Origin of the sequence: Streptomyces sp. B1I3 (genome assembly GCF_030816615.1) — a bacterium.
GTDB lineage: Bacteria > Actinomycetota > Actinomycetes > Streptomycetales > Streptomycetaceae > Streptomyces.
The window spans coordinates 122,770-148,021 of sequence record NZ_JAUSYD010000001.1; the positions used below are offsets into that span (position 1 = coordinate 122,770).

Here is a 25,252-nt window from a genome sequence, read left to right on the forward strand (position 1 = left end):
CTCGCAGAAGTCACGGGTGCAGCCCCGGGAAGCCTAGTCCGGTCCGCTCCGGCCATCCCATGCGCACGTTCATGGCCTGCACCGCGCCCCCGCCGCCTCCCTTGACCAGGTTGTCCAGCGCGCCGATCAGCAGGGCGTGCCGGCTTTCGGGCTCGACCGCGAAACCGACGTCGCAGAAGTTGGAGCCGGAGAGCAGTTTGGGTTCCGGGTAGCGATACCGGCCCCGCTTGTGCGCCACCACTCGGACGAACGGCTCGTCCACGTAGTGGCGCCGGTAGGCGGCCCGCAACGCGCGTTCGTCCACCCCGTCGGCCAGCGTGACCCGGCACAGCACCTGAACGCCCCGCACCGCCTCGACCCCGGTCGCCGTCATCCGCACCGGCAGACCGGTCGCCTGGGCGATCTCGGCCTCGTGGCGGTGACCATGGGGTGCGAACACCCTCATGGCACCGCTTCGCTCGGCATGCAGGTTCTCGGTGCCCGCCGAGATTCCGGAACCGCTCGAACCGGTCCTGGCGTCCACCGTCACCTCACCGGTGATCAGGCCGTCCGCCGCGGCCGGATGGAGGGCCAGGATGGCGGCCGTCGCCATGCAACCGGGCACACTGATCCGGTCCGCGCCGGTCAGCTCCTTGCGGTGCAGCTCGGGAATTCCCGGCGTGAAGGAACCCAGCTCACCGGGGGCGGTGTGGGCCACTCCGTAGTACGCCTCGAAGACCTCGGGGTCACGCAGCCGGAAATCCCCGGAGAGGTCGATGAGCAGGTCCGTGAGACCGGCGAAGCGGCCCAGCTGCCCCATGCTCTCCCGGTGCGGCACGGCCGTGAACAGCACGTCGCACCGGCCGAGCCGGTCCGGCTCGACGAAGGTCAGGTCCGTAAGGCCGCGCAGATTGGGGTGCGCACCGTCGACCCTCCGTCCGGCCAGACTCCGCGAGGTGGCCGCCACCAGCTCCACCTCCGGATGACCCAGCAGGATGCGGATCAGATCACCCCCGATGTATCCGGCTGCGCCGGCCACCGCGACCCGGGTCACCACGTCTTCCTCCCCAGCACCACGTCGATGAGCGCGTCCGCGACCGACACCTTCTCCCCCAGCGCCCGCTGGAGTCCGGAGAACTCCAGCCCTGCGTTGACCTCCAGCACCTGCGGCCTCCCGTCAGCGTCCTCGATCAAGTCGACTCCCGCTATCCGTGCTCCGACCGCCTCCGCCGCGGCGAGCGCCATTGGCCCGAACTCCTCGTTGTCCTCGCAGAGTTCGACGTGCGCGCCCCGTGCCACATTGGTTCGCCAGCCGTCCGAGCGGCGGTACACCGCGCCGATCACCTCACCGCCCGCGACACCCACCCGGATGTCCCTGCCCGGCTTCTCGACCAGCTCCTGGAGGTACACCACATGCGACTGCGGCGAGGGCAGCGCCGCGACGTACTCCAGCACCGCCTCCGCCGTCGCGCGGTCCGGAACCCTGGTGACCAGCCGTCCCCAGGAACCGACCAGCGGCTTGATGACGGCGGGCCCGCCCAGTTCCTCCCACGCGTCCAGCGCTGCTTGGGGGGTGAGCGCCAGCACCGTGCGCGGGGTGGGCAGACCGGCCCGGGCCAGCGCGACGCTGGTGCGCCACTTGTCCCCGCACAGGGCCGTCGCGGCGCCCGAGTTCACCACCTCGTGTCCGGCGGCCTCCAGCAGTTCGGCGCCGTAGCAGGCCCGTGCGTACGAGATCTCCCGGTTCAGCACGACCGGTCGCGGGCGCTCCCGATCGGGGTGCGCGAAGCCGTGCAGGGTACGGGTGTCGAGTTGGACGTACGGCACCGAGCGGCGCTCCAACGCATCGAAGAGGCGCTTCTCGTCCGCCCGTACCCGGGAGGCCAGCACCACGACCTGCGGCGTCATGAGGCGCCCGCCATCCGGGCCACGACGTCCAGGTTCGCCCACACCTTCTCGATTCCGTCGGCGTACCGCTGCAGCGCCTCACCGGCATCCGGGTTGAGGTGACGCTTCTGCAGGGTGAGCGAGTCCTCGATGATCGCGCGGGTGACAGGCAGGTCGCCGCACTCCGTCGGCGGGCCGTCGAGTGCCGCCCAGGGGTGACCGGAACCGAAGCCGACGCGGTCCTGGAAGACCTTCTGTTCGGAGAGCGGCATCAACTGGTAGCGGGAGACCGGCACGCCCTCGGCACGAAGCAGCCGGTGCACCGCGGCCCGGAACGCGCCGGGGGTCACTTCCCCGGGCATGCCGGCCGCCCGTGGGTCGAGGCGGAAGCGCAGGATGTGCCAGGCGTGCGTGCTGCCTTCGGCGACGGTCGGGACGACCAGGCCGGGCAGTCCGGTGAGGCGTTCCAGGAACGCCTCGACATTGCGGGTCCTGATGGCCTCGTACTCGTCGAAGCGGTCCAACTGGCTGAGTGTGAAAGCGGCCTGCACGGAGCTGAGCTTGTGGTTCCAGCCCAGGTTGTACGAGATGTAGTCGCGCTCGACGCCCGGCTCCATCACCTCGCCGAACTGCCGGCCCATCCGCGCCGTACGGGCGACCTCCTCGTCGTCCGTCACCAGCAGTCCGCCCTCGCCGCAGGTGGGCAGGTTCTTGGTGACCTGGAGGCTGAACACCCCCGCATGTCCCAGTCCACCGACCGCGCGGCCCCGGTAACGGGCGCCGTGGGCCTGCGCCGCGTCCTCCAGGACGGCCAGACCGTGACGGTCGGCGAGCTCGCCGATGGCGTCCATGTCGGCCGGGTGGCCGTGCAGGTGGACGGGGAGGATGGCAGCGGTACGGGGACCGATGGCAGCCCGTACGGCCTCCGGGTCCAGGGTGAAGGTGACCGGGTCGACGTCCGCGAAGACCGGTACCGCCATCTGGTGGACGGGGGCGAGCGCGCTGGCGATGAAGCTGAGTCCCGGCACGATCACCTCGTTGCCGGGACCGATGCCGAGGGCGGCCAGACCGAGCTGGAGCGCGGTCGTACCGTTGGACGTGCCCACGCACCAGCGGGTGCCGCAGCGGTCGGCCCACGCCTGCTCCAGGCGGCTGACAGGAGTCTGCCCATCGGCGTTGGAGACCAGCGACTCGCCGTCCAGGGTGTCCAGGACGGCCTTCCGGTCGGCATCCGTCACCACGGGCCAGGGCAGGCTGCGCATACCGCGCGGAACAGCGGGGCGACCGCCGAGCGCGGCCAGCTGCAGCACCTTGGCATCTGCGGGGGATTTGTCGTCGACACTGGTCACAGAGCCCTCCAGGCATCGTGTACCGCGGCCACCCCTCGGTGGTACGCCTCCTCGAGCCGGGAGGCGTGCCCGCGTAGTTCGGGAAGCGCGGCGAGCGGGTCGGGGTGTCCGTGGGCGGCACACAGCCGGACGCCGGTCCAGGCATGTGCCACCGCCTCCACCCGGCGGCCGGCCTCGCGCAGCTCCGGGATGTCGTGTTCGGCGCCCAGGCGGCGCAGCAGTTCCCCGTGGAGACCGGCCTGGGCCTGCATGCCCCAGCCGAACGGATAGGCGTCACGCAGCGCACCGGGATCACCGGTGGCGGCGCGTTCCCGGAGGTCGTTCAGGAAGAGGCGCAGGCCCGGCAATCCGGTCCAGTCGCCCGACGGACCGCGCTCGTCTCCCTCGGCGAACCGCTTCCCGTCGGTCTTCAGGGATTGCTCGAGGAGTTCGGGGCCGAGGGGTGGCAGCTGGTCCACGGTGACCGTGAGGTACCGGCGATCGATCCGCGAGTCGCTGAAGAACGCGTCCTGCTCGTCGCTGGGGTTCGCGGACTCCCAGGAGCGGCGGAAGGCCCCGGCGTCGATCACCCCTGAGAAGGCCGGAGGCATGGCGTCCGAAACGGTGACGGTGCCCGCCGCCAGGTCCACGTCGTGGACGACGATCAGGTGTGCGGCGTGCACGTCCCCGTAAGCCGGCCGGAACGGCAGGTGGAAGTTGTCCACGGCCGCGACGGGAAGCACACCCCGTCCGGTCAGCTCGGCCAGTTCGGCCAGCGGGTTCTCGTCGTCGACCGCGCGGTGCCAGCGCGAGGAGATGCCGTGGTAAGGGGCGATGCTGCGGGCCACGTCGTCGGGGTAGGCCCCGGCGAAGTAGAACTCCTCCGAGCGCACGTCGCCCGGACGGAAGCGGAACCCCCAGTGCAGGCCCAGCACATCGAGGGGTTCGCCCCCGGCGCGGGCGATGTTCTCGGCGAGGGCGGCCCACAGGCAGCTGATCACATCGCGGTACCAGAGGCCGGCAGCGGTGGGCAGGTGGGATGTGATCATCGGTCACCGTCCAGGGGAGCCGGGCTCACCGACTCCAGGGTGAGCGCCAGCACGTGCAGGGCGATGTGCTGCGGGAGGCGGATGCCGCGCAGGACCGCGGTGCGGGTGACCGGCACCCTCTGCGACCACAGCATCGCCGGTACGCCTCGCTGGACGTGGTGCGGATAGTGCATCACCGGTGTGCGGGCGGCCTCCTGCTCGCCGAACTGGGCCGAAGCGGCCCAGAAGTCCGAGACGCGCACGGCCTCGAAGTCGACCTCACCGTTCGCGAAGTGCAGTGCCAGCTCGGTCTCCACCCGTCGTTCGCCCGAGGCCAGCAGGTGGATCCAGTCGTATCGCCCCTCGGACAGCCGCAGGTACTGGCCCGCGCAGCGGATGTTGTCACCGTCCGCAGTGGTCTTCGGGAAGCGGTACGGCACGTCGCCGACGACGAGTTCACCACCCGGAGCGGGCAGGTGCTCGGCGGGGAAGGAGTTGCGCCAGACGTTGAACCGGCCCGCGCCGGTCTCCCCCGCCGCGGAGACGGCCCGGTTGTTCCAGTGCTCTTCCAACCGGACCGGCAGAAAGCGCTTGACGGCGTGCATCGCCGTCTCCTCGCCCTCACCGGCCGGACGTTCGATGGCCGAGGCTGTCACCCGATCTCCGTCCACGGTCGTCCTCCGCGCCCGGCCGGCCGGATCCAACCGCGGCGCCCTGATGCCAGCACGCTACGGGCCGGCCATGACGACCACGTCCGCTCGAATGAGGATCGTTGCGGGTCTCCCGCGTTGACGTCCGAAGCAGCGGGATCAACGCCACGACTACAGCCGTTGACGGCCGCGTAACGAGGACGACGACGAGGCGGCGGAACAGGGCCGCGACACTCCCACGGCCCGGTCCGGACCGCACTCGATGCCCCTACGATCGGCCGCACCGTCATCCCCACCAGGAAGGGCAGCCGATGACCGACCGAGAAACCCCCCGCATTCTCGCCCTGTGGAGCGCCCCGCGATCCCGCTCGACCGCCTTCCTCCGAATGATGGCCGAGCGGGGTGACTACACGGTGGTGCATGAGCCGTTCTCGCACGTCGTCGACTTCGGCAAGGCCGACGTCGCGGGACGGACGGTGCGCAGCGAGTCCGAACTGATCACCGCCCTGCGCGAACTGTCCGCGCGCACGCCGGTGTTCTTCAAGGACACGACCGACTTCCCTTACCCGGGGCTGCTCGCCGACACGGAGTTCCTCGCCGAGGCCGAGCACACGTTCATCATCCGGCACCCCCGGGAGATAGTCGCCTCGCACTACGCGCTCAACCCCGACCTCACCCGGGACGAGATCGGCGTCGCCCGGCTCGGCGAGATCTACGACGCGGTGGCGGCACGCACCGGCCGGTCCCCGGTGGTGGTGGACTCGGACGATCTGCTCGCCTCACCCGAGCCGACCGTGCGCGCGTACTGCACGGCCGTCGGCATCGGTTTCCGCCCGGAAGCGCTGAACTGGCAGCCGGGGCTCCGGGAGGAGTGGCGGTCCACCCGTGCCTGGCACGAGTCGACCAGCCGTACCAGCGGCTTCACCAAGGTCGCGTCCTCGTACTCGGACACCGTGGACAACAACCCGCTGCTGGCCGAGTTCGCCAACTACCATCTGCCCTACTACCTGGCGCTCAAGGCCGGCCGGATGCCGGTCCCGGAGGCCGGGAGCAACTGACGAGCCGATGGGGAGAGGCACGTGGCCGGAGAGATCGCACTGCTCGGTGTCCCGTCCTGCGCCGGGACGCACGGTCCCGGCCAGGAAAAGGCCCCTGCGGCCCTGCGGGACGCTGGCCTGATCGAACGGCTGACGGCGGCCGGGTGGAAGGTGGCGGACCACGGGGACCTGCCCGTGGTCCCGTTCCGCACCGACCCGGCACACCGCACCAGCCAGAACCTCGACCGGGTGGCGGAGGTCGTCGAGGCGGTGGCCGTCGCGGTGGGCGACATCCTCGACGAGGGTGCTCTCCCGCTGGTCGTGGGCGGCGACTGCACCATCACCCTGGGCGTGGTCGCGGCCCAAATCGCCCGGCATCCGTGGACCGGACTGCTGTACTTCGACGGTGACCTGGACCTCTCCGTGCCGGAGACCACCCGCTCCGGCATCCTGGACACGATGGTCCTCTCCCACCTGCTCGGCGAGGGGGCGCCCGAACTGTACGGGCTGGGACCGCGCACCCCGCTCCTGCCCGCCTCGGGGATCGTGGCCTTCGGTCACGATCCGGCGGAGCTGAACGCCTCGGGCCGTGAGCGGATGACACGGCATGGGCTGCGCGCCCACCCGTGTACGGAAGTCACGGCCCCCGGAGCGGACCCGGTCTCCGCGGCACGAGCGGCTCGCGAGGAGCTGGCCGCGGACCACGACCGATTCGTACTGCACTTCGATGTCGACGTCATCGACTCGGTGGACTTCCCGTTGGCCAACTTCCCGCACTTCAACGAGGGGCTGCCGCTGAACGTCGCACGGGACTGCCTCACCGAGTTCTGCTCCGCCCCGCAACTCGCCGGGCTGGTCGTCACCGAGGTCAACCCGGACCGCGATCCCGACGGCGCCATGGTCCGCATCCTGGTCGACGCGTTGGCAGAGGCACTCGGCGGTGCCCTCGACGCACGGGGGCGCCACGCCTGACCGTCAGTCCGCGCCCCGGTCCGCCGGCTGCAGCCGCAGCCGCATCACCGGGCGCTTCGGGGTGCGCCGGGCGACTTCCTCGAAGCCCTCGGCCACGAGCAGTCCGACCAGCCCGTGATACGCGGCGTCCGTCGGCACTGGGCCCAATGCCTCGTCGACCGGATACGCCTCGACCACGGCGGCACCCTGTCTCCGGGCGTGTTCGACCGCCGCCCGCACCAGCTCGCGGGCCACGCCCGTGCCCCGGTGGTGGGGGTGCACGTACAGGCAGACCAGCGACCACACCGCCGTGTCGTCCACCGGCTTGGTGACCGGGGAGCGGTCCAGTCGGGGGTACTCCCCGCGCGGTGCGACCGAGCACCATCCGGCTGGTTCACCGTTGCGGTGGACGACGAGTCCGGGCGCGCGCCCGCCGTCCACCAGTTCCTTCAGAGCCCGCCGGTTGCCCTCGCCCCACTGGGTACGCCGCTCCTGGGGCGTTTGCCGGAAGAACATGCACCAGCAGCCCTTGACCGATCCGCGCTGGCCGAGCAGTGTCTCGACGTCCTCCCAGTCGGCGGGTCCGGCCACCGTCGCGACCGCCTTCACTGGTTCCTCCACGGCTGCCTCCGCGCTTGGTTCCGCTGCCCGCCGGGCAGGCTACCGGATCCCGGCAGGGCCGTGTTCCGCGGCGGTGGACACGCCTCCGGGGGCCACCGCCACTCAGGAGGCCGGCGTCGCCACCCGCTCCAGGGGGAAACGCTGCTCGGGGACGATCGGGCCGCGCTGGAAGCCGAGCTGGGCCGCATAGAGGTCCTCCGGCACACCCCGGACCACCACCGTGGGCGCTCCGGTGTCGCCGAACTCCCAGGTGACGCCGGGTGGCTGGCCCACCACCGAAAGGGTGCTCTCCCCCACCCGCTCCAGCGCGCAGGTCGGCTCGCCGTTCAGGCTGACGGCCAGGCGCCCGTCCCGCGGGGCGAGCTCGGCGACCGCTCCGCCGACCAGCGCATCCAGTCCCTTCCCTCCGCCGAACAGGGGCATCAGTTGGTTCGGCAGCATGAAGCCGCCGGCGAAACGCTTCAGCGCGTCGTCGTCCCTGGACAGCGGCGGCCGGTACATCGAGATCCCCGTGCCCTCCTCGCGCCAGCGTGCGACCAGTTCGGGAGGGAAGAGTTCCAGGACGAAGTCGTTGACGAGCACGTCGATCACCAGGTGCACCCGGGTGACCTCGCTGTCGTTGCGCAGCCAGTGGCGCTTGGAGAAGTCCCCCCACCACAGCTCGCCCGGCTGCCAGCGCATCCGCTCGCCGTCGACGACCATCACCACGTCCGGGTGGGTCTGGATCGGCACGTGCAGCCGCACGGAGCCGAACTGGGGATTGCAGCCGGCGTCGTTGTGCTCACCGATGTCGGCGCCCGGTGGCAGGGTGAGCAGCCGGACCATCAGCTTGGGCACCTCCAGGCCGGTCAGCAGCTCGGCGATGTAGGGAGCGTGGTCGAGTGCCGGGGTGGGCAGGAAGGGTTCGAGCTGTGGGGCGGGACCGCTGCCGCCGCCCTGGGCGTAGAGGTCGACGCCTGTCCATTCGCCGTCGTGGTACGGGCCGGGCTGCGGGGCCTGGGGAAGCGCGCGTAGCCGGTCCAGGTCCTCCGCCAGCCGGGTGGGGTCGTAGCTGCGGGGCAGCCGAGCGGAAATCACAGGTCGTCAACTCCCTTGTAGAGCGCGAGAGCGGTCCGGTACACCCGCTCGTCGGTGATGCCGAAGTAGGCGAGCAGTTCCTCGTGGCTGCCCACCCGGTCGCAGAACCGGTCGGGCACACCGATCCGGCGGAGCGGCACGGGCCGGTGTTCGGCGAGCGCCTCGGCGACGGCACTGCCGAGGCCGCCGATGATGCTGTGGTCCTCGACGGTGATCACCCGGTCGGTGCGTTCGGCGGCGGCCACCAGTGCCTGGACGTCGAGCGGCTTGATGGTCGCCATGTCCAGGACGGTCGCGCCGAGGCCGTCGGCGGCGAGCCGGTCCGCGGCACCGAGAGCGGCGAGCACCGGATGCGGTCCGCAGGCCACCAGGGTCACGTCCCCGCCCTCGCGGAGGACCTCTGCCCGGCCGAGGGCGAACGGGCGGTCGACCGGGCCGACGGGCGCGGTGACACGTCGTCCGAGCCGCACGTAGCTGGGGCCGGAAAGCTCGGCCAGCAGCGGGACCAGCCGGGCGGCGGTGGCCGGGTCGCTGGGGACGACCACCGTCATGTTGGGCAGGGCCCGCATCACGGCGATGTCCTCCAGGGACTGGTGGGTGGGCCCGAAGTGTCCGCCCGAGAGTCCGCCGTGGGTGGCCGCGATGTGCACGGGAAGGTTGTTGTACGCGATGTCCACCTTGACCTGCTCGCCCGCGCGGAGGGCGGCGAAGGAGGCCATGGTGTGGGCGAACGGGATCTTACCGGCGGCGGCGAGGGCCGCGGCCGTGGTCATCATGGTGGCTTCGGCGATGCCCAGGTCCACGTAACGGTCGGGGTGGGCGGCGCCGAAGTCCTGTGCGATGCCGCCCATGTCGGAATCGCAGCACCAGATCCGGTGGTCCTGTCCGGCGTGCTCGGTGAGGGCCTGGCGGAACGCGTCCCGGCCCGTCGTCCCGGCGAGGTCCGGCGCTTCGGCGGTCATCGGTCCTTCCCCGTCCTCGAGGCGGCGGCGAGGGCCTTGAGGGCCCGGTGCCGGAGAGTGGGAGAGAGCAGCGCGTAGTGGCTCTTGGCGCGGTTCTCCAGGAACGGCACACCGCGCCCCTTGACGGTGTCCGCGAGCAGCACGGTGGGGACACCGGGATCTGCCGGCGGCTCCCGCAGGGCGGCGCTCAGCGCGCCCAGGTCATGCCCGTCGATCTCCACGGCCCGCCACCCGAAGGCGCGCCAGCGGTCGGTCAGGGCGCCGCGGTGCGAACTACCGTTGATCTGGAGGCGGTTGCGGTCCACCACGGCGGTCAGGTTGTCCAGGCCGAGTCCGGCGACCGCGTCCGCGGCTTCCCAGACGCTGCCTTCCTGGAGCTCACCGTCGCCGAGTAGGACGTATGTCCGATTGTCCCTGCCGTCGCTCCGTGCGGCTAGAGCCAGCCCGAGCCCCAGAGCGAGTCCGTGGCCGAGGGAGCCGGTGGGGAACTCGACACCGGGCACCGTCCGCAGCGGGTGGCCGCCCAGGCGGCTGCCGTTGCGGGCGTAGGTGTCCAGCTCCTCGACGGGCAGGAAACCACGCTCGGCGAGCACCGCGTACAGGCTGACCGCGGCGTGGCCCTTGCTGAGCACGAAGTAGTCGCGTCCGGGCCAGTCGGGCTCCTCCGGCCGGACCCGCAGCACGTCGAAGTAGAGCGCGGTGAGGATGTCCGCGGCGGACAGTGCTCCGCCGATGTGCGCCCCCTCGGGGCTCGCCGCCATCGCGACGATGTGCTGCCGCACGCGCAGCGCCCGCTCGGCGAGTGGATGGGCGGCCTGATCGGTCGTCACGGCGGCTTCTTCGATGGTCACTGGTCACTACCAGGGGTGTCGGGGTCGGTCGCCCGGGCCAGCAGGTCGGCGAGCTCGGGCACGTGCGGGGGTCGCATCATGGTGTAGTGGTCTCCGGGAACGTCGTGGATCTCCAGCGGCCGGCCGACCAGCCGCTGCCAGCCCCCGACCGGGCTCTGCGGCTCCTCGGCCGCGCGTACGACCGTCAGCGGGCCGTCCCACGGTTCCAGCGGATACCCGCGAACCGCCCGGACGTTCGCGTTGAACACCGCCATCAGCCTGGAGAGCTGGCCCGTCGCGGTGTCCGGGGGCAATACGTCCGCGGCGGCCGCCCGGGCCAGCAGCTCCTCGGTGAGCCGTTCCGGCGGCAACCCGCGGAGCGCGGCCGGGTCGATCTCCAGGCGCCGGTCGGCGGCCCGTCCCAGTTCCCAGCCGAACCAGGCGGCCAGGTCTGCCTCGTCGGCCTGTTCCAGACCGTTGTCGAGATTCGGCGGACCGCCGTCGAGCATGGTGAGCGAGCCCACCTCGCGCCCGGTCCCGTGCAGCCGCTGGGCGACGGCGTACGCGACCACACTGCCGACGCAGAAGCCGACGAGGTGGTACGGGCCCTCCGGCTGCACGCCGACGATGGCGTCCAGATAGTGCTCCACCGCCTCTTCCAGCGTGTCCACCGGGTGCTGCCCGGTGTCCAGACCGTAGGACTGCAGGCCGTACACCGGCTGGTCGTCCGGGAGGTGGCGGGTCAGATCGAGGTAGCTGAGCGCGTTGCCGACCGCGGGCGGCAGGCAGAACAGCGGTGGCCGGGAGCCGGCGGCCCGTATGGGCACGATCGGCGACCAGGCACCGGACCGACCGTCCCGCAGTTCGGCGGCCATCCGTTCGATGGTCGCCCCACCGGCGAAGAGCGAGGAGAGCGGCAGCTCGCGGCCGTGCTCGGCGGTCACCCGGGACAGCAGGCGTACGGCACGCAGCGAGGTTCCGCCCAGATCGAAGAAGTCGTCGGTGACGCCGATGGGACGGCGTCCCAGGACGTCCTCCCAAAGGGCCACCAGCGCCAGCTCCAGACCGTCCCGCGCAGTCACCTGTTCACTCTCGTCGGTGAGCACGCCGGGGTCGGGCAGCGCCTTGCGGTCCACCTTGCCGTTGGGCGACAGCGGGACCTCGTCCAGCCACACCACGGTCTCCGGCACCATGTACTCGGGCAGGGTGCGCCCCATCGCCGCTCGCAGCCGCGCGGTGTCGACCAGCTCCCGGTCGCCGGCGACGTAGGCGACCAGCCGCTGGTCCCGGGCGGCAGCGACCGCGTTGCGGACTCCGTCCACGGCGCGGGCCGCCGCCTCCACCTCACCGAGTTCGATCCGGAAACCCCGCAGCTTCACCTGGTCGTCCAGACGGCCGAGAAAGTCCAGCGCACCGTCCGGCCGCCACCGTGCCAGGTCGCCGGTGCGGTACATCCGGCCGCGGTGGAAGGGGTCCGTGACGAAACGACTGGCGGTGAGCTCGGGACGGTTGAGGTAGCCCTCCGCCACCTGTACACCGGCGATGCACAGCTCGCCGGGGACGCCGACCGGGGCCGGAGCACCGCGCTCGTCCAGCACGTACAGCCGGGTGTTGGCGATCGGGCGCCCGATCGGGACGGTCGGGCCTGGCTCCCCGGGACGGCACTGCCAGTGGCTGACGTCGACGGCCGCCTCGGTGGGACCGTACAGGTTGTGCAGGCCGCAGTTCTCGGTCTCGGCAAGGAAGCGGCGGGCCAGAGCGGCGGGCAGCGCCTCACCGCTGCACACCACCCGGCGCAGTGAGGTGAGGTCCCCGACCACCTCCGCCTCCAGGAACACCTCCAGCATGGAGGGGACGAAGTGCAGGGTGGTGACCCGCTCGGCACTGATCAGGCCGGCCAGGTAGCCCGGGTCCTTGTGGCCGTCGGGACGGGCCACCACCAACCGGGCACCGGTCATCAGCGGCCAGAGGAATTCCCAGACCGAGACGTCGAAGCTGTACGGCGTCTTCTGCAGCACGCTGTCGTCACTGTGCAGGTCGAAGCACTCCTGCATCCACAGCAGCCGGTTGACGATGCCCCGATGGCTGTTGGCCACCCCCTTGGGCGTTCCGGTGGAGCCCGAGGTGTAGATGACGTACGCGCTGTCGTCCGGCTCGTTGACCGGCTCGGGTCTTCCCTCCGGGTACGCTTCGAGGGCAGCGTCGTCCGCGTCCAGGTCCACGACCAGCCGCGCGGCCGAAGGCACCCTGTCGCGGGCGGCGGCATGGGTGAGCACCACTTCCGTCCCGGCGTCCTCGCACAGGAACGCGCGTCGCTCCTCCGGGTGGCCCGGGTCGAGCGGTACATAAGCGGCGCCCGCCTTGAGCACCGCGAGCAGCGCGACCACCAGCTCCGTCGAGCGGTGCAGGCAGAGGCCCACGCGGCCGCCGCGCCCCACGCCGAGCGCGCGCAGATGGCGGGCCAGGCGGTTGGCGCGCCCGTCCAACTCCCGGTAGGTCAGCTCGCTGCCCTCGAAGGACAGCGCCACGGCCTCGGGGGTCAGGTCCACCTGCCGGTGGATCAGCTCGTGCACGGCGCCCACGGGCGGATAGTCGGTGCCGGTGGCGTTCCACTCGTGCAGCAGCAGGCGGCGTTCGGCCGCGGGCAGCAGCGGGAGGTCCCCGACGGGTCCGGCCGGGTCCTCCACCACGGCCTGGAGGAGGGTGCGGAGCTGTGCGAGGAACCGGTCCACCCATGCCTCGTCGAAGAGGTCGGTGCGGTACTCGACCGCGAGGTCGATCCCGGCGGGGGTGTACGCGGCCGACATGTTGAGGTCGTACTTCACCTCGCTGCGCCGGGCGGGCAGCGGTTCGAAGCGCAGCGGACCTCGTGGGGCGGCGGGCGGCGGAGTGTTGTTGACCGCGAACATCACCTGGAACAGCGGGGCGAGTCCGGCAGACCGGTCGGGGTGGACCATCTGGACCATCTCCTCGAAGGAGAGGGCCTGGTGGTCGTACGCGCCCAGCGCCACCTCGCGGACATCACCCAGCAGTTCTTCGAAGGTCCGCTGCGGATCCACCCGGACCCGCAGCGGCAGGGTGTTGATGAAACAGCCGATCATCGGCTCGACATCGGCGCTGAGGCGTCCGGCCACCGGAGTGCCGACCACCAGGTCGGTGCGGCCGGTGTAGCGGTGCAGCAGCACGTCGAAGGCGGTCAGCAGGGTCATGAAGAGCGTGCTGCCGTGCAGCTCCGCCAGCTCGACCAGGTCTTCGGTGAGTCCGGCCGAAAGCCGCGCCGACCGCAGTGCTCCGGCCCCGCTCCCCGTGGCGGCGGCGGTACGCGGGTGGACGGCCGGGAGCTCCAGCACCGGCGGAGCGCCCTCCAGCGCGGTGCGCCAGTAGGCGCGTTCACGCTCACCGGAACCCTCGCCGGCCCGGCTGCGCAGGCGGCGGGCGAAGTCACCGTACTGCAGCGGCAGCGGCGGCAGCGAAGCAGGGCGTCCGACGACGAAGTCCGTGTACAGGGCCTCCAGTTCGAAGAGCAGCCGGCCCAGCGACCAGCCGTCCACCACGATGTGGTGCGCGGCCAGCGACAGCACATGTTCCGTCGGGCCGAGCCGCAGCAGCTCGGCGGTGAACGGCGGTCTCGTCGCCAGGTCGAACACCTGTCGGGAGGCACGGTCGATCGCCTCGTCCACCAGCCGCTCGGTGCCTGGCTCCCCGGTCAGGTCGTGCACAGCCAGCGGCAGCGGCCGCCGTGCGGGATGCACCCGCTGCACCGGCTCGCCGTCGACCAGGTGGAAGGTGGTACGCAGCACCTCGTGCCGGACGACGATCTCGTCCAGGGCGGCCCGCAGCATCTCCTGGTCGAGCGCGCCGCGGATCCGTACCGCGAGCGGCACGGTGTACGCGCAGCCACCGGGAGCGAGCCTGTCCACGAACCAGAGCCGACGCTGGGCCGGCGACGTGGGGTGGTCCCGGGGGGCCGGGTGGTCAGTCGCCATCGGGACGCACCGCTTCCGCATCGACCAGCTCGGCGAGCCCGGCCACGGTCGGGCACTCGAACACCGCCTTGAGCGGCAACGTGACCCCGAAGGCGTCGGCTATGCGCGAGACCAACTGCATGGCGAGCAGCGAGTGGCCGCCGATGGCGAAGAAGCCACTGTGCGCGCCGACCCGGTCGACGCCGAGCAGGTCGGCCATCAGCGCAGCCAGCCGCTGTTCGGTGCCGCTGCGGGGCTGCACCCACTCCTCCTCGACCGGTGCCTCCGGCTTCGGGAGCGCCGCCCAGTCGGTCTTGCCGTTGGCGGTGACCGGAATGGCGTCCACGAAGAGGTAGACGGCGGGCACGGCGGCGGCGGGGAGCCGCTTGCCGAGGTAGCCGCGCAGTTGAGCGGGGGTCGGGGCGGGTTCGGTGGCGGCCACCGCGTAGGCGGTCAGCAGGACATCCCCCTCCCCTACCGACCTGGCCGCGACGACCGCCCGGCGGACGCCCGGGTGCTTGGCGAGTACGGCCGCCACCTCGTCGGGTTCGATCCGCACACCGCGGATCTTCACCTGGCGGTCCTTGCGGCCCAAAATCTCCAGTGTGCCGTCCAGCCGGTAACGGCCCAGGTCACCGGTGTGATAGAGCAGGTCCTCAGGGTCGCCGGTGGCCTGGTTGGGCTGCCAGGCGGTGCGTGCGCCGGTCTCTTCCTCCTCGGAGGCGAGGTAGCCGAGGCTGCGGTACGGCGTGCGGAGGACGATCTCTCCGACCTCACCGATGCCGCAGCGGGTTCCGGACCCGTTCATCACCAGAGCCTGACCTCCGGGCAACGGACTGCCGACCGGCTGTACCCCGGCCGCCGGCTGCTCCGGGACGGTCCAGGAGCAGGCGGCGAGGGTCGTCTCGGTCGGCCCGTACAGATTGACCACCGCACTGCCCGGGCAGACCGCCCGCCAGCGCTCCACCAGCGCGTCCGTGAGCGGCTCGCCCGCGAAGAAGACCAGCCGCACAGCGGTGGGCCGGGGGCTTTCGGCAGGGCGCTCCGCGAGCCAGGCGGTGGCGAGTGCGGGCACCGTGTGCAGCGCGGTGATCCGCTCCTCCGCCAGCCAGCCGAGCAGTTCGCCCGGCAGCAGTTCGTCGCCCCGCTCAGGAACGCACAGGGTGGCGCCGGAGACCAGGGGAAGCAGCAGGTCCCGCAGCACGACGTCGAAGGAGAGCCCGGTGAGGAAGGCGGTCCGGTCACCGGCACCGACACCGAACGTGTCCCGTTGCCAGGTCAGGAAGTGGGCGAGTCCACCCTCACGGCCGAGGACGCCCTTGGGTACACCGGTCGTGCCGGAGGTGAAGAACAGGTACCCGGCCTCGTTGCCGTACGTCCGGCCCGGTTCGTGCGGTCCGAGGGCGCCGAGCGGCAGTCCGGTTTCCCGGGACACCTCGACGACGCCCACCCCGTCGCGGCGCAGCGGCGAGTCCTCGCCGTCCTCCGGCGCAGTGACCAGGACCACCCGGGTGGCCCCGGACCGGCTCAGGACGCTCTGCTGCCGCAGCCGGGGCAGCAGCGGGTCGACCGTGACCAGCACACCGCCACCCGCGAGTACTGCGAGCATCGCCGCGGCCAGCGCCGGGCTGCGGTGCCCGCAGACCGCGACCACGGGCCGCTCGGCGCTGTCCGGGTCCAGGGCGAGGGAGGTGCGGATGGCCTCCGCCCGCTCCCACAGCTCGGCGTAGCTCCAGCGCTGCCCGCCGCACTCCACGGCCGCCGCCTCGGGGGTGCGCAGCAGCTGCGCGTAGACCAATTCACGCACGGTGGGCTGGCGCTCGGCCTTCTGCGGCTCCGCCGGATCGGGCAGTACCCCCTCGCTCTCGGGGAGAATCAGCGAGTAGCGCGAGACCGCCGTGTCGGGGGCGGCGATGGCCTGCTCCAGCAGGCGGACGAGCTGGCCGAGGAGGTGCGCGATGCGCTCCGGACGGTAGAGCGCGGTCTGGAAGACGGCCTCCAGCATCAGCTCCTCACCCGTCTCCCGCGCATAGAGGGTGATCGGGAACTTGGCCGGCGGGCGGGAGAGCTCCAGGAACTCCAGGGGCAGCGGACCCAGCCGGTCCGTCGCCTCCACCGTGTTGGTGTGGTTGAACATGACCTGGAAGAGGGGGGTGTGGGCGGCGCTACGCTCCGGTCGCAGCTCCTCCACCAGATGCTCGAAGGGCAGCTCCTGGTGCTCGTACGCGGCGAGGGTGGAGCGGCTGACCCGCTCCACCAGGCCGCGGAAGGTCGGCTCTCCGCCGAGATCCGCGCGCAGGGCCAGCGTGTTGAGGAAGCAGCCGACGGAGCCGACGAGTTCCGGGCGCGAGCGGCCCGCGGTGGGCACGCCGACCACCACGTCGCCGGTGCCGGTCACCCGGCCGAGCAGCAGTTGGAACGCGGCAAGCACGATCATGAACGCGGAGGCGCCGGAGGAGGCGCCCAGCGCGCGCAGTCCGGTCAGCGTCTCGGGGGCGATGCGGGCCGAGCGCACCTCTCCGGCGTAACGCTCGGCGTCCGGCACCGGGCCGTCTTGGGGCAGCGCAAGCACCGGGGGTGCCCCGTGCAGCGCCTCACGCCAGTACGCCAGGTCCCCCGTGTGCTCTCCACCGTCCAGGCGGCGGCGCTGCCAGGAGGCGAAGTCCGCGTACTGCACCGGCGGTTCGCCCGGCTCGGGCGTGCGGCCGACGCTCAACTCTGCATAGAACTCGCCGAGTTCGCGCATCACCACACCCATCGACCAGCCGTCGACCACCGCATGGTGAGCCACCAGCAGCAGCACGTGCGAGTCGGCCGCCTCACGCAGCACCGCCGCGCGCAGCAGCGGGCCCTCGGTCAGGTCGAAGACGCGGAGCGTCTCGGCGGTGATCCACTCGTCCACCGGCCCGGTCCGCTCCGGGTCCAGGACGGGCAGCTCGACCTCGCCCGGCTCGGCGATGACCTGCACCGGCTCGCCGTCGGCCTCGTGGAAGGTGGTGCGCAGCACGTCGTGCCGGTTCACCACCATCCGCAGCGCCGCGGCCAGCGCGTCCAGGTCGAGGTCACCACTGATCCGGACCGCCAGCGGCACGTTGTAGGCCGGGTTCCCGGGGTCGAAGCGGTCGACGAACCACAGGCGGCGCTGTGCGTACGAGGCCGGAGCGGGGCCTTCGCCCGCCACCACGGGTATCCGGTCGGACGGGGATTCGGCTGCTTCGTCCTGGAGCAGGTCGAGCAGCCGCTCGCGCTCCTCCGCGGAGAGGCCGGAGAGGTTCTCGGTCATCGGGCGCTGCCTTTCGGGTCCACGGCGGACGAGGTTCGGGCGGCGTGCGCGGCGAGCATCGCCGCCTCGATGCGGGGGGTGAGCGCGGCCACGGTGGGGTGGTCGAACACCTCACGGAGCGGAATCTCCACTCCGAAGCTGGTGTCGATGTTCCACACCAGTTGCACCGCGGCGATCGAATTGCCACCCAGCTCGAAGAAGTTGTCGTGTACACCGAGCTCCGGTACGTGCAGAAGCTCGCACCAGAGTTCGGCGAGCGTACGCTCGCGGCGGTTGCGTGGCTGCACGATGGCACGGGCCGCCGTGAGGTCCGCCGCGGCGGGGGCCGGCAGAGAGCGGCGGTCGATCTTGCCGCTGGGGCTGAGCGGCAGGCTCTCCAGCAGGACGAAGGCGTCCGGCACCATGTGCGCCGGAAGCCGGTCCGCCAGGTGTGCGCGCAGTTCCGCCGCGGTGAGGGCTTCGTCCGCAGGGACCGCGTACCCGACCAGCCTGGGGTGCCCCGGGTTGTCCTGGCGCAGCAGCACTGCGGCGGCGAAGATCCCGGGGTGCTCGGTCAGCACCGCTTCGACCTCTCCCAGCTCGATCCGGAAACCGCGCAGCTTCACCTGGTCGTCGACCCGGCCGAGGAAGTCCAGTCGCCCGTCGGGCAGCAGTCTCACCAGGTCGCCGGTGCGGTAGATCCGCGCGTTCTCATCGGGCACGAACGGGTCGGCCAGGAACCGCTCCTCGGTCAGCTCCGGGCGCCCCAGGTAGCCGCGGGCCAGTCCGGCGCCGCCGATCCACAGTTCCCCCGGGATCCCGGTCGGCAGTAGCTGCTGCCGCCGGTCCAGCACATAGGCCCGCATGTTGCCCATCGGCCGTCCGATCGGCGGCGACCCTTCGTACGCGCCGGGGCCGCATTCCTCGGCGATCACCGTCACGGTGCCCTCGGTGGGCCCGTATCCGTTGATGAACCGTCGGCCGGGAACCGACCAGTCGTCGACCAGCCCTCCGGAGAACGCCTCACCGCCGACGAAGGCGATGCGCAGCGCCGGGAACTCCTGCCCGGGCAGCAGCTTCATCACCGCGGGCGGCATATCCATCACGGTGATGCCCTGCTCGGTCATGAAGCGGCTCAGCGCGCGCACCGAGAGCAGGGTCTCCTGCCGGGCGAGGCAGATCCGGGCGCCGCTGGTCAACGCTCCGAAGATCTCGAACGCCGAGACATCGAAGCTCAGCGAGGCGAACTGGAGAATCCGGTCGTGCGGGCCGAGGCCGAACATCTGCTGGACGTTGGCCATGAAGTTGCAGACCGACCGGTGTTCGATCAGCACCCCCTTGGGCCGTCCCGTGGAACCGGACGTGTAGATCACGTATGCGAGCCCCTCCGGCCCGGAGACCGGCGCCGGCCTGGTGGTGGGCATCCCGTCCCCTACCGGGTCGGTGTCCAGCTGGACCACCGCGGCCGAGGTCTGCGGCAACCGCTTGCGCACCGCGGACTGGGTCACCACGACGGGAGCCGCGCTATCAGCCAGCATGAAGGCGAGCCGATCAGCCGGGTAGGCCGGATCCAGCGGCACGTACGCGCCACCGGCCTTGAGCACCGCGAGAACCGCGACCACCAGCTCCGGCGAGCGCTCCAGACAGAGCCCGACCCGGGTCTCCCGGCCGACACCGAGCGCGCGCAGCCGGTGCGCCAGCGCATTGGCGCGGCCGTCCAGCTCCCCGTACGTCAGCGCGGCGCGGTCCTCGAACACCACCGCGACGGCGTCCGGGTCGGCGTCCACCCTGCGCTCGACCAACTCGTGCACGGTCGCCCCGTCCTCGAAGGGCCGCGCGGTGTCGTTCCAGGTGTGCACCTGGTCGCGGTACTCGTCCGGGCCCAGCAGCGGCAGCAGCGTGAACGGCCGGTCCGGCTCCGCCAGCACGCCGCCGAGCAGCGTCCGGAGTGTTCCGAGCGTCCTGCGGACGGTGGCCGGGGCGAACAGGTCGGACCGGTACTCGGCGGTGAGCCGCAAGCCGTTCCGGTACGGCGTGGCGGAGAAACTGAGGTCCGCCCGTGAGGTGCCGGCGTCCAACTCGGTGACGGTGGCGCTCAACCCGCCAAGGTCGAATTCCGCGCGGTGGGCGTCCTCGAGGGCGAACACCACCTGGTAGACCGGGTTCTGGTCGGCGGAGCGCCCGGCCGCGGCCAGTTCCACGATCCGCTCGAACGGCGTGTCCTGGTGCTCGAACGCACCCAGCACAACGCTACGGACCCGGTGCAGCAGATCGCGGAAGCCGGGCTCACCGGTCAGATCGGTGCGCAACGGAAGTGTGTTGATGAAGCAGCCGACCAGCGGTTCGGTACCGGGCGCGTTGCGGCCCGCCACCGGGCTGCCGATCACCACGTCCTCGTTACCGGTGATCCGGCTCAGATACGCCTGGCAGAGCGCTGCCAGGGCCATGAACAGGGTGACCCCCTCGGCCCGGCACAGTGCCCGCAACGAGTCCAGCGTCTCCGACCCGATGTCGATGGTCTCCCGGCCGCCCAGGTTGGTCGGCCGGGACGGGCGGACGAAGTCGGTGGGCAGTCCGAGGTCCTGCGGCGCGCCCTTCAGCGTGCTGCGCCAGTACTCCGCGTGGGGGCCCTCGGACGCCTCGTCCGCCGCGCGCTGAAGCTGCTCCGCGATGTCCGCGGGCTGGACGGCCAGGGGCGGCGCGGGTGCGCGTCCGGCGAGTATCGCCTCGTAGCAGTCGGCGAGGTCGCGACTGAACACGCCGAGCGACCAGCCGTCGAAGGCGATGTGATGGACGACGGCCAGCAGGACGTGCCGCTGGTCCCCTCGGCGCAGCAGGTCGAAGCGGATCAGTGGACCGGTCGTGAGGTCGAAGCGGTGCCGGGCGATGCGCTCCGCGCACCGAAGCTGCTCCTCGTCGTTCCCGACCTCGACCACAGGAAGATCGATCTCCGGTACGGCGCCGACGACCTGGAGCAGTGTCCCCGCCTCGACGACGAACCCGGTGCGCAGCGCCTCGTGGCGCTCCACCACCGCGCGCAGAGTCTGCCGCAACGCCTCTTCGTCGAGCGGACCGCGCAACTCGAAGGCGAGTGGCACGTTGTAGGTGGTGCCGGAGTCGTCCAACCCGTTCATCAGCCACATCCGCCGCTGGGACGGCGAGAGCGGCAGCAGCCCGGAACGGTCCCGGGTCCGGGGCCCCGGCCGTTCGAAGTCGCGCCGGGGCGCGGCGGCCACCGCACCGGCCAGCCCCCGGACGGTGGGCTCGGCGAACACCGCGATGAGCGGCAGTTCGACGGCGTGACGTTCGCGCAACCGTCCCGCCACCCTGACCGCTGACAGCGAGTTGCCGCCCAGCACGAAGAAGTCGTCCAGCGCGCCGACCCGGTCGACGCCCAGCACCTCCTCCCACAACTGCGCCAGTTCGGTTTCGACGCCCTCCGCCGGGGCCACGTACGCCCCGGCCAGCGCGTCACGGTCCTGGGCGGGGGCCGGCAGGGCCGACCGGTCCACCTTGCCGTTGCGGGTGAGCGGCAGCGCGTCCAGCGCCGTGAACGAGGTGGGGACCAGGTGTCCGGGAAGCCGTTCGGCAAGCCAGGAACGCAGTTCGGCTGCGGAGAGGGAGGCTCCGGGCCGGAACACCGGGTAGGCGGCCAGCCTCGGGTCGCCGGGGACGTCCTCGCGCAGGGCGGCCGCCGCGCCGGTCACCTGCGGATGGGCGCACAGGGTGGATTCGATCTCACCGAGTTCGATCCGGAAGCCGCGCAGCTTCACCTGGCCGTCGGTCCGGCCCACGAACCGCAGGCTGCCGTCCGGGTTCCGGACGGCGAGGTCTCCGGTGCGGTAGTACCGGCAGCCGTCGGGCCTCAGTGTGACGAAGCGCTCCGCGGTGAGTTCCGGCCGATTCAGGTATCCGCGTGCCAGGCCGGTGCCGCTGAGGAACAGCTCGCCCTCGGTGCCGTCGGGCACGTCCGAGCCCTGGTCGTCGAGCAGCCGGACCTTGATACCGCGGATCGGCCACCCGATGGACGGCTCGCGGTCCTCCGCGCCCGCAGGCACCTCGCCCGCGGTGGCGACGACGGTGCACTCGGTCGGACCGTAGTGGTTGACCAGTGTGAACGGCAGCCCCGCGGGCGGGTGGCGGTGCAGCCGGTCGCCGCCGGTGAGCAGATACCGGAGCCGGGTGCCGGTCGGCCACTCCTCGGCGATCACCAGTTCGGCCAGGGGCGTGGGAAGGAAGGAGACGGTTATCCCCGCCCCGGTCAGCCACTCCACCAGCTCCGCCGCCGAGCTGTGCCCCTCGACGGCCAGGTGCAGCTCGGCGCCGGTGGTGAGTGTCGGCCAGATCTCCCACACCGAGGCGTCGAACGCGGTGCCCGCGATCTGGGTCGTGCGGTCCGCCGAGGTCAGCCCGTACGTCTCCCGGTGCCAGGCGACCAGGTTGGACAGCCCCTCGTGCGGGATCTCCACGCCCTTGGGCAGGCCGGTGGAGCCGGACGTGTAGATGCAGTACGCGAGATCGGACCCGTCCGTGGGGACGGGGACGGGCCGCTCCTCCCCACCGTCCTCGTCATGCGGGATGTCGGTGGCGGGGCAGTCGAGGCCGGGCAGACCGGAGCGTACCTCCGGCTCGGTGAGCACCAAGCGGGCGCCGGCGTCCCCGATCAGGAACTCCAGCCGCTCGGCCGGATAGCCGGGGTCGACCGGGATGTATGCCGCGCCCGCCTGGAGCACGGCCAGCATCCCGACCACCATCTCGGGCGACCGGGTCGTGGCCAGCACGACACGGTCGCCCCGGGACACCCCCAGCCCCTGGAGCCGGACCGCCAGCGACTCGGCCCGGCGCATCAGCGTCCGATAGCTGAGGCGCCGTGTCCCCTGGACGACGGCGATCGCCTCGGGGTGGGCCTGAGCGACCCTCGACACCATCTCCTGCACCGGCAACGTGTTCACGGATTCCGCCTCTCGGTCCGTTCAGTGGTCGACGACCGTTTCCGCGTTCGGGTCGCCGGTCTTCTCCTTGTCCTCGCCGTCCGAGCCGTCGTCCGCCGCCTCGTCATCGGCAGCCGGAGGAAGTTCACGCATCGCGCGGATCGGGGAGAACACGATCCAGAGCGCCGAGGCGAAGATTCCTGCCGCACCCACGAACATCGCCGGACGCAGCCCGATCGAGTCGCCGAGCCAGCCGCCCAGCAGCGCGCCCAGCGGCACCACGCCCCAGGACACGAAGCGGTAGCTGGCATTCATCCGGCCCAGCATCGCGTGGGGCGTGATGGTCTGCCGCAGGCTCACGACCTGGATGTTGGCGACCATGGTGCCCGCCCCGCCGACGAAGAAGGAGAGCAGGAGAAGTCCCAGGACCACGGGTCGCGGACCGTCCGCGAGGGGCACCAGCACCGGCGCGGCGCAACCCGTCACCATCGCGAGCGTGACGGTGTTGCCGAGCCCGAGGCGCTCGGAGATCCGCTTGGCGACGAGCGAACCGACCAGGGAGCCGACCGCGCCGCCGCCCAGGATCAGACCGACCGTTCCGGGCGAGATGCCCATGTTCCGCGTGGCGTAGAGCAGGAAGACGGTCTCCAGCACCAGCCAGAACATGTTGTATGTGGCGGCCTCCAGCACACAGGCGCGCAGGACCCGGTTTCCGAAAGTGAAACGCAGTCCCTCGGCGATCTGCCGTCGTACCGGGATGGGCTCGGCGGGCCGTTCCGGAGCGGGTTCCCGCTTCCGGACCAGGGCGAGCCCTCCGGCCGAGATCGCGAACGCGACCGCGCTGACCAGGATCGCCGTCTGCGGCGTCAGCCAGCCCGCCAGCCAGCCCGCCAGTGCCGGACCGCCGACCTGTGCCGTCGATGCGCTGACCTGGAGTTTGCTGTTGCCCTCCATCAGGTCCTCGCGGTCCACCAGCGAAGGCAGATAGGACTGGTACGTCACTTCGAACAGGACCGTGAACACACCGACGGCGATGGCGACCGCGACCAGATAGCCGAGATTCAGCCTGTCCAGAGCGAACAGCAGGGGAATGAGGGAGAGCAGGGCGGCGCGGCAGAGCGTGCTCGCCAGCATCACCGGTCGTCGCCGGTAGCGGTCGGCCCAGACCCCGGCGAACAGCGTCAGCACCAGAAACGGAAGATACGATGCGGCGTTCAGCACGCCCATCGCCTTCGCGTCCACGTGCAGCGTGACCGCGGCAGTCAGCGGTACAGCCAGGAGCGTGATCTGACTGCCGAACTGGGCAACCGTGTCTCCGGCCCAGAAGACCGTGAAGTCACGGTTGCCCCAGAGGGAGCGATGCGCAGTCACTCGCCCCAGTCCTCCTCGACCTCGGGCGCGAGGGCGACCAGGACGGGGCCGACGGCGAGGACCTCGAGCTCGCTGGAACAGCCGGCGCAGTCGAGGATCTCGCCCTTCCTGGGATCAGCCGGGAGAGTCAGCCCCTCCTCGCACTCGGGACAGACGACCATGGGGACCTCCTGAAGCCGGTTCGGATGCGATGGCGCAGGCGCCATCGATGGCCGAAGCTACCCACTACGACCCAAGCGGTCGTCCGCGCCGCATTGACCTGGGTCGTGAGGCTGTTCAACGCTGCGCTTACCCCGGCTCCCAGCAGCGCGGACGACACACAGTCGTCCTCCGGTGTTCCACCTCGTCGTGCCACACCCTCGCTGCACACCGACTGATGCCTTGCCAGGTCGACGGACGAGAGGACGGGACTCCTGACAGATCCCTGTGGGGTCGAGCCCGGAGACCGTCGCACCGGAGGCCCCGCGAAGGGAGTCGACCCGGATCATCGATCCGCAGCCGATGCACCCGTCACTCAAGGAGACCGGCGCGTGAACGCCCTGTACGGCTGCTCCCGGCACGGGTCGTGGTGTATTTCATGCTCGCCCTGGTCGCGCTCGAGAACTCGTCCTGTCAGTCGGTGTGGGACAAACGCACCACCGGTCTCGACGAGATCAGCACGGTCCGGCCCTCCGCCTGCTCGCTGTCGCGGGCGCCCGCTGTCGGCCGGGCGGCGCCCCGCTGCGCCGCCTGGTCGAGATCCTGGCCGGCCGGCCCGGCCGGCCCGGCCGCCACGCGCGTACGGAGTGGATCCTTCTTCCGCGGTTTGCGGTCCGCGGCCCGCGGTCCACGGGTGTCACGGTGGACGGCACCCACCTTGGGCATTCTCCGATGAGGAGGCTATGGTCTGGCACCACCCCAAGCACGGCGGGCAACGGCTGGAGTTCGGCCTTCCCCTGCTGCGGACGGTCGCCATGGTCGGGTGCGGCACCCGACCCAGGTCGACGCGACCTTCGGACCGGACCATCGGTGAACTCGGCTACGCACACCGGCTGCTGCCCCGCCTGAACGCCTCGATGCCGCTGCCGGCCGACGCCTCCGACGTGCCGGACGCGGTTACGGACACCGGTGCCGCCTCCCTGTCGCGCCCGACCTGCAAACAGCGGCCGACGGTGCGCCCCCCGCTGCCGGACGGCTCCCGCCTGACCACCGTCCGCGCCGGAAAATACCAGGCGGAACGCGGTTGCGGGCGCCTGCCGAAGACACCGCGCAGGTTGCTGAAGGCCCGCGTCCGCGAGCGCGACAACGAGTACACGTTCACCGTCGGAAAGCATTCGAAAACACATTCCGGGCGCGCACCCTCCACTACGAGTGAGTCAGGGAGTGTGGGTAAT

Annotated in this window: 17 protein-coding genes; 2 read left to right on the forward strand and 15 right to left on the reverse strand. The window is 71.5% G+C overall.

The window, feature by feature from the left end; all coding sequences use genetic code 11:
* Positions 1-10: 10 nt before the first annotated feature.
* The 5 genes from argC to QFZ58_RS00700 are packed head-to-tail and all read right to left on the reverse strand — an operon-like array spanning position 11 to position 4,878.
* Positions 11-1,033 carry an N-acetyl-gamma-glutamyl-phosphate reductase gene (gene argC, locus QFZ58_RS00680; protein WP_307128733.1) on the reverse strand — a complete coding sequence of 341 codons (1,023 nt, stop codon included), beginning with the start codon at positions 1,031-1,033 and terminating at the stop codon, positions 11-13.
* Complete coding sequence (locus QFZ58_RS00685; protein WP_307122901.1) at positions 1,030-1,887, reverse strand: RimK family alpha-L-glutamate ligase; 858 nt, start codon at positions 1,885-1,887, stop codon at positions 1,030-1,032. The genes argC and QFZ58_RS00685 overlap by 4 nt, the downstream gene beginning before the upstream one ends.
* Positions 1,884-3,215 carry a DegT/DnrJ/EryC1/StrS aminotransferase family protein gene (locus tag QFZ58_RS00690; RefSeq protein WP_307122902.1) on the reverse strand — a complete coding sequence of 444 codons (1,332 nt, stop codon included), beginning with the start codon at positions 3,213-3,215 and terminating at the stop codon, positions 1,884-1,886. Before QFZ58_RS00690 ends, QFZ58_RS00685 begins: the two co-directional genes overlap by 4 nt.
* Positions 3,212-4,243: a BtrH N-terminal domain-containing protein gene (locus QFZ58_RS00695; protein WP_307122903.1), complete on the reverse strand. Its 1,032-nt coding sequence runs from the start codon at positions 4,241-4,243 to the stop codon at positions 3,212-3,214. Before QFZ58_RS00695 ends, QFZ58_RS00690 begins: the two co-directional genes overlap by 4 nt.
* Positions 4,240-4,878 (reverse strand): hypothetical protein, encoded by a 639-nt coding sequence (locus QFZ58_RS00700; protein WP_307122904.1) that lies wholly within the window; start codon positions 4,876-4,878, stop codon positions 4,240-4,242. Before QFZ58_RS00700 ends, QFZ58_RS00695 begins: the two co-directional genes overlap by 4 nt.
* 305 nt (positions 4,879-5,183) lie before the next feature.
* On the opposite strand from QFZ58_RS00700, the gene QFZ58_RS00705 reads away from it, so the two are divergent.
* On the forward strand, positions 5,184-5,930 hold the full coding sequence (locus QFZ58_RS00705) for a sulfotransferase family protein (protein ID WP_307122905.1): 747 nt from the start codon (positions 5,184-5,186) through the stop codon (positions 5,928-5,930).
* A gap of 21 nt (positions 5,931-5,951) precedes the next feature.
* Positions 5,952-6,881 (forward strand): arginase family protein, encoded by a 930-nt coding sequence (locus QFZ58_RS00710; protein ID WP_307122906.1) that lies wholly within the window; start codon positions 5,952-5,954, stop codon positions 6,879-6,881.
* 3 nt (positions 6,882-6,884) lie between these two features.
* On the opposite strand, the gene QFZ58_RS00715 is transcribed toward QFZ58_RS00710, so the two are convergent.
* The 10 genes from QFZ58_RS00715 to QFZ58_RS00760 all read right to left on the reverse strand — a co-directional run bounded on the left by QFZ58_RS00715 (position 6,885) and on the right by QFZ58_RS00760 (position 24,743).
* Complete coding sequence (locus QFZ58_RS00715) at positions 6,885-7,481, reverse strand: GNAT family N-acetyltransferase (RefSeq protein WP_307122907.1); 597 nt, start codon at positions 7,479-7,481, stop codon at positions 6,885-6,887.
* Positions 7,482-7,583: 102 nt separating this feature from the next.
* Complete coding sequence (locus tag QFZ58_RS00720; RefSeq protein ID WP_307122908.1) at positions 7,584-8,558, reverse strand: aspartyl/asparaginyl beta-hydroxylase domain-containing protein; 975 nt, start codon at positions 8,556-8,558, stop codon at positions 7,584-7,586.
* Positions 8,555-9,520 carry a transketolase family protein gene (locus QFZ58_RS00725; RefSeq protein ID WP_307122909.1) on the reverse strand — a complete coding sequence of 322 codons (966 nt, stop codon included), beginning with the start codon at positions 9,518-9,520 and terminating at the stop codon, positions 8,555-8,557. Before QFZ58_RS00725 ends, QFZ58_RS00720 begins: the two co-directional genes overlap by 4 nt.
* Complete coding sequence (locus QFZ58_RS00730; protein WP_307122910.1) at positions 9,517-10,350, reverse strand: transketolase; 834 nt, start codon at positions 10,348-10,350, stop codon at positions 9,517-9,519. The genes QFZ58_RS00725 and QFZ58_RS00730 overlap by 4 nt, the downstream gene beginning before the upstream one ends.
* Before the next feature lie 17 nt (positions 10,351-10,367).
* Positions 10,368-14,336: an amino acid adenylation domain-containing protein gene (locus tag QFZ58_RS00735; RefSeq protein WP_307122911.1), complete on the reverse strand. Its 3,969-nt coding sequence runs from the start codon at positions 14,334-14,336 to the stop codon at positions 10,368-10,370.
* On the reverse strand, positions 14,326-17,598 hold the full coding sequence (locus QFZ58_RS00740) for an amino acid adenylation domain-containing protein (RefSeq protein WP_307122912.1): 3,273 nt from the start codon (positions 17,596-17,598) through the stop codon (positions 14,326-14,328). Before QFZ58_RS00740 ends, QFZ58_RS00735 begins: the two co-directional genes overlap by 11 nt.
* The gene (locus QFZ58_RS00745) at positions 17,595-22,529 is read right to left on the reverse strand and encodes a non-ribosomal peptide synthetase (RefSeq protein ID WP_307122913.1); all 4,935 of its coding nucleotides are present in this window, start codon (positions 22,527-22,529) and stop codon (positions 17,595-17,597) included. The genes QFZ58_RS00740 and QFZ58_RS00745 overlap by 4 nt, the downstream gene beginning before the upstream one ends.
* A 21-nt stretch (positions 22,530-22,550) precedes the next feature.
* Positions 22,551-23,879 carry an MFS transporter gene (locus QFZ58_RS00750; protein WP_307122914.1) on the reverse strand — a complete coding sequence of 443 codons (1,329 nt, stop codon included), beginning with the start codon at positions 23,877-23,879 and terminating at the stop codon, positions 22,551-22,553.
* Positions 23,876-24,040 carry a lysine biosynthesis protein LysW gene (locus QFZ58_RS00755; RefSeq protein ID WP_307122915.1) on the reverse strand — a complete coding sequence of 55 codons (165 nt, stop codon included), beginning with the start codon at positions 24,038-24,040 and terminating at the stop codon, positions 23,876-23,878. The genes QFZ58_RS00750 and QFZ58_RS00755 overlap by 4 nt, the downstream gene beginning before the upstream one ends.
* Before the next feature lie 451 nt (positions 24,041-24,491).
* Positions 24,492-24,743, reverse strand: a complete 252-nt coding sequence (locus QFZ58_RS00760) for a hypothetical protein (protein WP_307122916.1) — start codon at positions 24,741-24,743, stop codon at positions 24,492-24,494.
* Positions 24,744-25,252 lie beyond the last annotated feature (509 nt).

Excerpts from the sequence above, each read along its gene's own strand:
- QFZ58_RS00685 (WP_307122901.1), bottom strand. The coding sequence starts at position 1,887 with ATGACGCCGCAGGTCGTGGTGCTGGCCTCCCGGGTACGGGCGGACGAG.
- QFZ58_RS00695 (WP_307122903.1), bottom strand. The coding sequence starts at position 4,243 with ATGATCACATCCCACCTGCCCACCGCTGCCGGCCTCTGGTACCGCGAT.
- QFZ58_RS00705 (WP_307122905.1), top strand. The coding sequence starts at position 5,184 with ATGACCGACCGAGAAACCCCCCGCATTCTCGCCCTGTGGAGCGCCCCG.
- QFZ58_RS00725 (WP_307122909.1), bottom strand. The coding sequence starts at position 9,520 with ATGACCGCCGAAGCGCCGGACCTCGCCGGGACGACGGGCCGGGACGCG.
- QFZ58_RS00735 (WP_307122911.1), bottom strand. The coding sequence starts at position 14,336 with ATGGCGACTGACCACCCGGCCCCCCGGGACCACCCCACGTCGCCGGCC.
- QFZ58_RS00740 (WP_307122912.1), bottom strand. The coding sequence starts at position 17,598 with ATGACCGAGAACCTCTCCGGCCTCTCCGCGGAGGAGCGCGAGCGGCTG.
- QFZ58_RS00755 (WP_307122915.1), bottom strand. The coding sequence starts at position 24,040 with ATGGTCGTCTGTCCCGAGTGCGAGGAGGGGCTGACTCTCCCGGCTGAT.
- QFZ58_RS00760 (WP_307122916.1), bottom strand. The coding sequence starts at position 24,743 with ATGCCCAAGGTGGGTGCCGTCCACCGTGACACCCGTGGACCGCGGGCC.